Origin of the sequence: Microcystis sp. M049S2 (assembly GCF_020245625.1) — a bacterium.
Taxonomy (GTDB): domain Bacteria; phylum Cyanobacteriota; class Cyanobacteriia; order Cyanobacteriales; family Microcystaceae; genus Microcystis; species Microcystis ichthyoblabe_A.
Genome location: NZ_JADBUN010000091.1, coordinates 1 through 9,228 on the forward strand (window position 1 = coordinate 1; position 9,228 = coordinate 9,228).

Annotated in this window: 8 protein-coding genes and 1 pseudogene; 4 read left to right on the forward strand and 5 right to left on the reverse strand. The window is 42.2% G+C overall.

The genetic code is table 11. The annotated features are described in order from the left end of the window. Positions 1 to 139: 139 nt before the first annotated feature. Positions 140 to 301, forward strand: coding sequence for an ATP-binding protein (locus tag IM496_RS07795; protein ID WP_194017969.1), 162 nt, complete (start codon positions 140 to 142; stop codon positions 299 to 301). A gap of 59 nt (positions 302 to 360) precedes the next feature. Here the strand turns inward: IM496_RS07795 and IM496_RS07800 are convergent, their stop codons facing one another. The 3 genes from IM496_RS07800 to IM496_RS07810 all read right to left on the reverse strand — a co-directional run bounded on the left by IM496_RS07800 (position 361) and on the right by IM496_RS07810 (position 2,759). Next, entirely contained in the window at positions 361 to 663 is a 303-nt protein-coding gene (locus IM496_RS07800; protein ID WP_287661674.1) for a hypothetical protein, read from the reverse strand. Between the two features lie 170 nt (positions 664 to 833). Next, positions 834 to 1,526, reverse strand: coding sequence for a response regulator transcription factor (locus IM496_RS07805; RefSeq protein ID WP_287661675.1), 693 nt, complete (start codon positions 1,524 to 1,526; stop codon positions 834 to 836). Positions 1,527 to 1,550: 24 nt separating this feature from the next. Further along, positions 1,551 to 2,759, reverse strand: coding sequence for an RNA-guided endonuclease InsQ/TnpB family protein (locus IM496_RS07810; protein ID WP_194017975.1), 1,209 nt, complete (start codon positions 2,757 to 2,759; stop codon positions 1,551 to 1,553). A gap of 242 nt (positions 2,760 to 3,001) precedes the next feature. Between IM496_RS07810 and IM496_RS07815 the strand changes: the two genes are divergently transcribed. The 3 genes from IM496_RS07815 to IM496_RS07825 all read left to right on the forward strand — a co-directional run bounded on the left by IM496_RS07815 (position 3,002) and on the right by IM496_RS07825 (position 7,669). Next, positions 3,002 to 4,366: a sensor histidine kinase gene (locus tag IM496_RS07815; RefSeq protein WP_194017977.1), complete on the forward strand. Its 1,365-nt coding sequence runs from the start codon at positions 3,002 to 3,004 to the stop codon at positions 4,364 to 4,366. Positions 4,367 to 4,729: 363 nt separating this feature from the next. Then, positions 4,730 to 5,131, forward strand: a complete 402-nt coding sequence (psb27, locus tag IM496_RS07820) for a photosystem II protein Psb27 (protein WP_104396655.1) — start codon at positions 4,730 to 4,732, stop codon at positions 5,129 to 5,131. A 168-nt stretch (positions 5,132 to 5,299) separates the two neighbouring features. Next, positions 5,300 to 7,669, forward strand: a complete 2,370-nt coding sequence (locus tag IM496_RS07825) for an endonuclease MutS2 (protein WP_287661676.1) — start codon at positions 5,300 to 5,302, stop codon at positions 7,667 to 7,669. Positions 7,670 to 8,472: 803 nt separating this feature from the next. Here IM496_RS07825 and IM496_RS07830 read toward each other — a convergent pair. Together IM496_RS07830 and IM496_RS07835 are read right to left on the reverse strand one after the other, a co-directional pair. Next, positions 8,473 to 8,652 (reverse strand): annotated as a pseudogene (locus IM496_RS07830) (NF041680 family putative transposase); the annotation flags it as partial. Between the two features lie 31 nt (positions 8,653 to 8,683). After that, a partial coding sequence (locus IM496_RS07835; RefSeq protein WP_287661677.1) for a transposase occupies positions 8,684 to 9,228 on the reverse strand: 545 nt, incomplete at its 5' end.

Below are 9,228 nucleotides of genomic sequence, written 5' to 3' on the forward strand. Positions count from 1 at the left end.
AAAAGTACTGGATCTGGGAGTGATCGGGGGGAAATTTAGGCACTTTTTCCCTGAAAATTAGGTAATTGGCCACCTCAAAACTGGTAAAACCCCACACCCCACACCCCACACCCCACACCCTGCCCCCAGGAAAAACTTTTTGCCGCAAACCCTATATAAAAATGTCCGTCACATCGCCGGGACAGGGTTGGGTTTGGTGGTAGTGCAGAAATGCGTGGAACTACACGGCGGCTCGATCGAAATTACTATTATCCCCAGTAATGGAACCACTGTCACGATTCTATTACCGAAACTGGCCTGAAAATCAATAAATCGGAGCGAGAATCATTCTCAATCAGGGTAAAACTTCTGGGGAAGAAATTAGGAAACACCACCCAGACGGGCATATTCTAAAATCGACTGGCTAAGAGCATCGCGATCATCGCGGGTGAGATAATAATTCCGGCCACCGATATCATTGAGAAATCGCAGTAGGGCAAGACAAGCGGACTCTAGATCCGCCCGGTGTCGGGCAGCCGCTAAAGCTTGTTCGCAGGTGGCATAAACTAGGCAATCGCTAATTCCTTCCCTGCCATCCACTCGCCAACATTGAAAAGAATAACCCTGCATTTCTAGGATCAATTCAATCTGCCAGCCGTGATAGTCAAATCGCGTATAAATCATTTCAAGCAGCCCCGTTTAGGAGAGGAAAGTCACAGGTTTGACCGCTCTGATTGTCTAGAAGTCCTGCACCTGTCTAACTTTCTAATTTAATGGATGATTATGGAAACCCTCTGCAAACTTCGTGCAGATTTCGTGCAGAAATGATTTTGTCCACTGTCTAAAGGCAGATATTACTTTAAACGATAACCAAGACCGTGAACGGTTTCAATAAAGTCTTCCGGCGCACCGAGGGATTTTAGCTTGTGACGAAGACCGCGAATATGGGAAGTAACGGTTTCCTCGGCTGGAGAATCGTCCAAAGACCAAACTCGCTCAATAATACCCGATCGACTTAAGACCCGGCGCCCATGGGTAACAAGTAATTCTAAGAGAGCGAATTCCTTGGGGGTGAGGGAAAGAAATTGACCGTTATAACTGGCCTCGTGGGTACTGGGATTTAACTGCAACCCCCCCCAAGATAATAAAACACTGCTGGTGCTGCTGCCGCGTCGGATCAAGGCCCGAATCCGCGCCATTAATTCGCCCAAATCGAAGGGTTTAGTGACATAATCATCGGCCCCTGCGTCTAATCCGTCGATTTTATCGATTACCGTATCCCTTGCGGTTAATAATAGGACGGGAACGGTGGCATTAGCAGAGACAGGATGATGGGGTTCCGCTCGTCGCAGACGTTGACAGAGTAAAGTTCCGCTTAATTTGGGCAGGGTGACATCGAGAACTAAAAGGTCATATTTGCCTAATTCTAGCCAATTCCAGCCTTCTTCTCCGTCTCTAGCCACATCGACAACGTATTGTCGCTCGCTCAAAGCCTCTCGCAAAATCTCGGCTAGTTGCATATCATCTTCTACTACTAAAATTCGCATGGTCTAGAGTTGACACTCCCGCCGTTAAGCTGACGCTGTGACGGGGGATTCTTGATTCACAGAAACCCGCTTTTCGGTACAAGTACCAACGAGTCTTACAGTTTCTCCCCAAGCTTGAAATTCCGACTGTCCATCGGTATTTGTTGACAGTATTCTCATACCTTCTTCCCTTAAATTCTTGGCGGCGTTTTCATCTCTATCGTGCTGCGTCTTACATTCTGGACAAATCCATTCACGAATACTGAGAGTCAACAAATCATTTTTAAATCCACAGCAAGAACAGAGCTTTGTACTCGGATAAAACCTGTCAACTTCTACAAGTTTTCCTCCCTCTCTTTCTAGCTTGTAATCCAAGAAATTAAGCAACATACCAAAACCAGCGTCATGTATTGATTTGGCTAATTTAGTCCTTGCTAACCCTTTAATATTCAGATTCTCGGCTACAACGATTTGGTTTTCATCGCATAACTTTCTGGAGAGTTTATGAAGAAAATCCTGTCTAGTATTTGCTATCTTTTCGTGAACCTTGGCTACCTCCTTAATGGCTTTTTGGCGATTATTAGAGCCCTTGGCTTTACGAGACAATGCTTGTTGTCTCCGCTTTAAACGTTTAGCATATTTTCTGGTAGGTTTGATTGGGTCAATCTTGTAGGTTGTTTCACCATCAAAAACCGTAACTAAAGAAGATAAACCTAGGTCTATCCCTGATATTTTTAGTTTTTCAATGGTTGTTGAGTCATCCATCTCAAACAAGATGGCAGCAAAATATTTATCTGTACTGGTTTTAGAAACAGTTACGGATTTAATCTTACCATTTATTACTTGAGAAATCTTAGCTTTTACAACCCCTAATTTAGGTAGCTTAATTCCCTTATTTCTAATTGAACAACTTTCAGGATAACGGATTGATTGTTTTTTGTTCTTACTTTTAAATTTAGGGAATTTTGTTCTTTTTGAGAAGAAGTTCTTAAAAGCAGATTCTAAGTTTTTCAATGATTGCTGCAAGGTAGCGGCAGTAGCCTCAGCTAACCATTCAAAATCCAGTTGTTTCTTGAGTTGGGTAAGGTCTTTTGCCATGTCACAGTAGGTCATTCCTTTACCAGTCTCTAGGTACTGATTGTTAGTTTTATTTAAGTAGTAATTCCAAACAAAACGGACGCAACCAAAGTTTTTAGCTAAGGCTAGTTCCTGTTTTTTGTTTGGGTATATTCTCACTTTTAAAACATTTAACATCAGCCTGACCCATCTGTGTTATCTTTCCACTATAACACTTACCGCTTAAATATGTCAAGCTCATACATACCTTGAGAATCAAGCCTTTCCTTATTAGGAAACGCTGTCGCGTTAGTTTAGATTCTGGGGGCAATTCATCTCCCGTTAATTTCTGGTATATTTTTAATTAAGGAGAAATTTAACGGGAGTCCTCTTGCTCCATTTAGATAGAGTAAGCTGGAAATAGCGTCGGTTTGCTGCTGATGAATTGGCTCAAACAAGGAAAATGGATCGCGGGAGGTTTCGGGCTAACTGTCTTATTGATGGGAACTATTAGCCTAGTTTCCTATCGCAATACCCTCGCTCTGCGTCAGCGCGCTGCCGAGGTGGAAGTTACCTACGAGATCATCGATAATCTCAGTAATCTTTACGCTAACATGGCGGTGGCCGAATCGGGAAGACGGGGTTATATCAAAACTGGCAGCCCCAGTGAATTGGGCCGTCATCGTCGGGCGATCGCTTTGATGCAATCTAACTGGCAACTCTTGGCTAAACAATTAGAAAACGGCACGGATTTCGAGCGGGAAATGGTGACTCAGATCGGGGATTTAATGTATCGGCGAATTGCTCTATTTAATCAATCGATCGCTACCTATAAATTCGATCAATCTGATGATATTTCTCAAGATGCAATCACGGTTAAAAGTGTCGATATCCGGGATAAGTTTCAAAATCTTCTTACCTATTTACAAGCTAGTCAGAAAAGGAATTTAAGAAGTAGCATCGCTAGTTCTAGGGATAGTATTAGCGAAAATTCTCTGTTGGGTTTACTGGGAACTTTTACTAGCTTTGGGATTATTTGCGGAGTTTATTTTTTAGTTTTTTGGCAAGAGAAACGGCGACAAAAAAGTGATGAAATTCACCGATTATTACTACATGAAAAAGAACTTTCTGATCTAAAAATTCAGCTTTTTTCCATGATATCTCATGAGTTCCGAACCCCTTTAACCGTTATTTTTTCTGCCTCGCAGTTATTAGAAAATGGCTTAAAAGATGCAGAGCAGTCGAGTAGAAAAAACCTATATAGAATCCAGTCTTCTGTCAAGCTAATGAATCAATTCTTAACAGATATTTTAATTTTAACAAGGGCAGAATCTGGGAATCTAATTTGTCAACTAGAGCCGCTCGATATTGAAGCTTTTTGTTTAAATTTGGTCGAGGATTTTCAATTTATTAATAAAAATAATACCCCGATTAAATTTGTCAGTCAGGGATTGATGATCCGTCCTTATCTAGATGAGAAACTGCTCTACTCGATTTTAAGTAATTTACTCTTAAATGCGATTAAATATTCCCCCACAGGAGCAGGGATTAGTTTGATGTTGTGGCAAGATAGCGATCGCATTGTTTTTCAAGTCCGGGATCACGGGATCGGCATTGCCGACGAAGACAGAGGTAAGATCTATGAACCCTTTTATCGGGGTCAGAATGTGGAAAATATTATCGGCACGGGATTGGGGTTAGCAGTGGTTAAAAAATGCGTCGAACTTCACCGTGGCGAAATCGCCCTAGATAGCCAAGTGGGTGAGGGAACAAGCTTTACCGTCAAACTGCCCATTTCACCCTAGTTCCAGCTTGAGCGGCCCTAAAGATTACAAAATTTAACTTTCTTTCTTCCGAAATGGGACGAAAGCAATGGAGAATTTTTATCTTCTAGATTGATCGATCGCAAAGTCCAATCTCGATCGATCCTGAAACCGCCACCAGTGCCTGATCGCGGCCCGAATTAGTCCAGAATCAACTCACTCCGGGTTGATGGCATCGCAACTTTTAGGCAAAAATAGGGCTTTTACCGCCCAAAAAGCCTATATTTGGGCTATTTACCCGCCAGTTGACCCCTGATTTTTGCAGCCGGTTGACTCCCATGAAGAACTGGTCACGGTTTCCTGATAGGATAAGGTGACTTGGGATTAACTTATGGTGTTGAAAATATGTCTCTAAAACCTTACATTTCTCGCTTATTAGCTTTGGTTCTCGTCCTTGTCATCGGATTGATGGGTTGTTCTAGTAGTTCAGGGTTAACGGGCAATTATGGACAGGATACCCTGACGGTGATTGAAACTTTAACCACAGCCCTTGATGTGGTCAAAGATGACCCGAATAAAGCGGCAGTTGAGTCGCAAGCAAAGGAACAAATCAACGATTACATCTCCCTCTACCGACGAGATAAAAAATCCGGGGGTTTGCGTTCTTTCACTACAATGCAAACAGCCTTAAACTCTCTGGCAGGTTATTATACCGCCTACGGTTCCCGTCCCATCCCCGACAAACTCAAACAACGTTTAAAACAAGAATTTAAACAGGTGCAATTCTCTCTCCAGAAAGGGATTTAGATACAGATTAGGGGTTGGGGGTTAGGGTTTTGGGGGGTTAGGGTTTTGGGGTATTAGTTGAAATCCCCCCATCTCCCCACACCCCACACCCCAAACCCCACTCCTGTAAAAATCAGGCCAAATCTGGTTAGACTAGAAATACAAAGCGTATTATAAAAAACTACAAAATTGATTCAAGACGAAACCCTAGAATTATTGGAATGGCCGCGGCTATGTCAACACCTAGCTACTTTTGCAGCGACTAAACTAGGTGCGATCGCAATTCGTCAATTGCCGTTACCAGAAAGCAAAGAGGAAAGTTTAAACCTACTCTGCCAAACCAAAGAAGTTTATAGTTTAGAACAAAAATTAGATAGTCGTCTTTCCTTTGATGGGATTACCGACATCGGCGATGCCCTAGAAAGGGCGCATCTGGGGGGGTTATTATCGGGACAGGAACTTTTAAATATTGCCACGACTTTGGCCGGAGTGCGACGTTTACGGCGTTTAATTGACGAACAGGAAGATATACCGGTTTTAAAAGAGTTAGTAGCCGAAATTCGCACCTATCCAGAGATAGAACAGGAAATACACCGTTGTATCGATGAAGATGGCCGGATATCTGATCGCGCTAGTCCCCAATTACGCGAAATTCGGGGACAAATGAAGGTGATTAGAGAGCGAATTTACCGAAAATTGCAGGATATCATGCAAAAACAGGGCGGTGCTATCCAAGAAGCGGTGATTACCCAAAGAAGCGACCGCTGGGTGATTCCCGTCAAAGCAGCGCAAAAAGAGCAAATACCGGGGATAATTCACGATACTTCCAGCACAGGGGCGACTTTTTACATTGAACCTCACTCTATCGTTGATCAAGGCAATCAACTGCGGCAATATCGTCGTCTGGAACAAATCGAAGAAGAAAAAATCCTGCGGCAGTTAAGTAATCTGATCGCCGAAGCCTTTGAGGATTTAGAATATTTACTAGCGATCGCTACTAGGCTCGATTTGGCCACCGCTAGGGCCCGTTACAGTTTATGGCTAGAGGGTAATCCCCCCCACTTTATCGATGGTTCGGAAACGATTACTTTACGGAATTTGCGTCATCCTTTGCTCTGGTGGCAAAAACACCACGAACAGGGGGGGGAGGTCGTACCGATAAATGTGCAGATTAGCCCAGAAATTCGCGTTGTTGCTATCACCGGACCAAATACCGGCGGAAAAACCGTTACTTTAAAAACTCTCGGATTAGCGGCTTTAATGGCGAAAGCGGGCCTGTTTATTCCAGCGCGGGAACCGGTAGAGATACCCTGGTTCGATCAGGTTTTAGCCGATATCGGGGATGAACAGTCTTTACAACAGAGTTTATCGACTTTTTCGGGTCACATTCGCCGGATTGTCCGCATTTTAGCGGCTTTAAATTCTCGTTCCTTGGTTTTACTCGATGAGGTGGGAGCAGGTACGGATCCGGCCGAGGGAAGTCCTTTAGCGATCGCTATTTTACAATACCTCGCTGATCATAGTTTACTGACGGTGGCTACCACCCACTACGGGGAATTAAAAGCGTTGAAGTATCGAGATTCTCGCTTTGAAAATGCCTCGGTAGAGTTTGATGATCGCACTCTTTCCCCCACTTATCGACTATTATGGGGCATTCCGGGGCGTTCTAATGCTTTAACTATTGCCCAGCGTTTGGGATTGAATCCCGAAATTGTGGCCGAAGCGAGAAATCATCTGGGGGGGTTATCGGAGGAGATAAATCAAGTAATTGCTGGTTTGGAAGCGCAAAGACGGGAACAAGAGTCAAAAGCTCAAGAAGCTAGTCAATTACTGCAACAAACGGAGAAATTTTATACAGAGGTGTCCACGCGGGCTAATTCTCTACAGGAGAGAGAGCGAGAATTAAAGCGTTATCAAGACCAGGAAATACAAAAGGCTTTATTATCGGCAAAAGCAGAGATTAATGAGGTTATTCGCCGATTGCAAGCGGGAACAAAAACCGGTAGAGATGCTCAAAAAGCCACAGAGGAATTAACTGCGATCGCAGAAAGGTTATTACCAAAAACGGAAAAAACTAAGGTTAATTATCGTCCGCAAGTGGGGGAAAGGGTACGCTTGCCCAATTTGGGACAAACTGCCGAAGTTTTAGCAATTTCACCGGAATCAGAGGAGATTTCCCTGCGTTTCGGTATGATGAAGATGACCCTACCCTTAGACCAGATTGAGTCTTTGGATGGTCAAAAAGTGGAAACTGCGCCAAAACCTGCCAAAAATTTGCCCCAAACTCCCACAAAACCCCAGGAGACTCCTTTAATTCGTACTTCTAATAATACCGTCGATATTCGCGGTTCCAGGGTGGCAGAGTCAGAAACGGATATCGAACAGGCGATCATCAGGGCTACCCCATCGGGTATATTATGGATTATTCACGGTAAAGGTACGGGGAAATTGCGTCAAGGTGTTCACGATTTTTTATCCCGTCATCCCCAGGTAAAACGCTTTCAATTAGCACCCCAAAATGAGGGCGGTTCGGGGGTAACTATCGCTTATTTAACTTAGGGTTTGCCAAAAAGGTTTGGTTCTTCGATTTGTGTTATGCAATGGACGGGGGTTATAACCCATATTCCGTACTGGTTAAGAGGAGGTAAAAAATAAAGGTTCTTCCGAACTTACACTGTAGAAAACTCCCCAAGCTCCCTCTCTGTCCAGCAATGCTCTAAAGTTGATAAATATCAATCTAACAAAAACTCAAAGCCCTATTATACAAGCTTTACAAGTATAAGTTGGTGATAGTTTGACATGACAGGTTCGGTAGAGCCAAAATAAACTCAGAAATAGCGACGGAATAGCTACAATCAAATCAACCAGTTACTCACCTGACAATGACTCAACCCACATTCCGCACTTTATGATTAAGTCGCAGTAACGCCACCAAAAAAAACTGATTACATCGACAAAATTTGTTGAGATTAGAGAGTTTTTATATTTGACTTAACCAAAAATAGTTTGACAGAAGCAAGAATCGCTTAAGTTAGACATAGTTAAACTAAGGTGTTCTAACTTATTAGACACTTTTCGAATAAAAAGTTTTCTCTGGGATTGGCTTAAACTGAATTTGCCCAATTTGATTATCAACTTACTCGGTAGTAATTTTGACAATAAATCGAAAAATATTGAAGAATATCAAGAATCTCCTCAGTTAAATGACTGATCTGGCTTTGAGCATTAATTTTTACTAAATGAATCCCCTGTAAAACCTTAAATATCCATCTTAACTGTAGTTTAGACTAAAAAATTCGCCTAAAAATAATCCAGCCTTATGAAAATAGCTGAAATCAAAAATCTTGAAGCAAAAAGTAGAGTTAGGCTGCTTTTGTTGCCGATTTTTTAGGGGTTGAATGTCGTTTTTTCACAGTAGGATAGGTCTTTCTTTTACTGCGAGTCTTCCCTTTTTCCCAGCCAGGAGACTTTCCTCTAGTTTTAGATGGTTGAGCGGGCGAACCAATCTCTATCAAAAGGGAAAACAGAGACTGTGCTACCCTAGCTCTTCTGGTTTTCGTGTGTTAATTTTTGTTATAAATTAAAGCAAGCAAACAGCTTAAGTCGAAGATGTTCAAAATTGGTAAATCCATAACTTATTCTTTTAATAAGCTTTATTTTGGTATTCATTCCCTCAATTAATCCGTTGGTTGTATGATTTTCAAAGTAATTACAAATACCAGGCAAATGCTTCTGGATCATACTGGCACTACTTTGATATAATATTCCGCCTATTCTTATCCATTTTTCCAATTTTCTCTCAGCACCTCTGAACGTTCTACACCCTTGATAAATTTGTCTAATTTCTTCTTTCATTTCCCAGGCTATTCCCAAGCATGGATGTTCTTTCTGTATAACTTCTAGTTGTTGTTTTTGCTCGTCCTTTAAGTCCTCTTTATTCTTACATAATAAATGAGGTAATCCCTTTTCATGCACCCCCATTAACTTTCTCAATTTATTAAGCTCGTCATTGATGATAGTCATTACATGAAAACGGTCATAGATGATTTTAGCATTGGGAAATAATTCCTTGATCACTGCTGTAAATCCTGACCACATATCGACGCTCACTTCTTTCA

Bases quoted from the DNA above. Each gene is read 5' to 3' on its own strand.
- IM496_RS07805 (WP_287661675.1), bottom strand. From the start codon at position 1,526: ATGCGAATTTTAGTAGTAGAAGATGATATGCAACTAGCCGAGATTTTG.
- psb27 (WP_104396655.1), top strand. From the start codon at position 4,730: ATGTCTCTAAAACCTTACATTTCTCGCTTATTAGCTTTGGTTCTCGTC.
- IM496_RS07810 (WP_194017975.1), bottom strand. From the start codon at position 2,759: ATGTTAAATGTTTTAAAAGTGAGAATATACCCAAACAAAAAACAGGAA.
- IM496_RS07815 (WP_194017977.1), top strand. From the start codon at position 3,002: ATGAATTGGCTCAAACAAGGAAAATGGATCGCGGGAGGTTTCGGGCTA.
- IM496_RS07800 (WP_287661674.1), bottom strand. From the start codon at position 663: ATGATTTATACGCGATTTGACTATCACGGCTGGCAGATTGAATTGATC.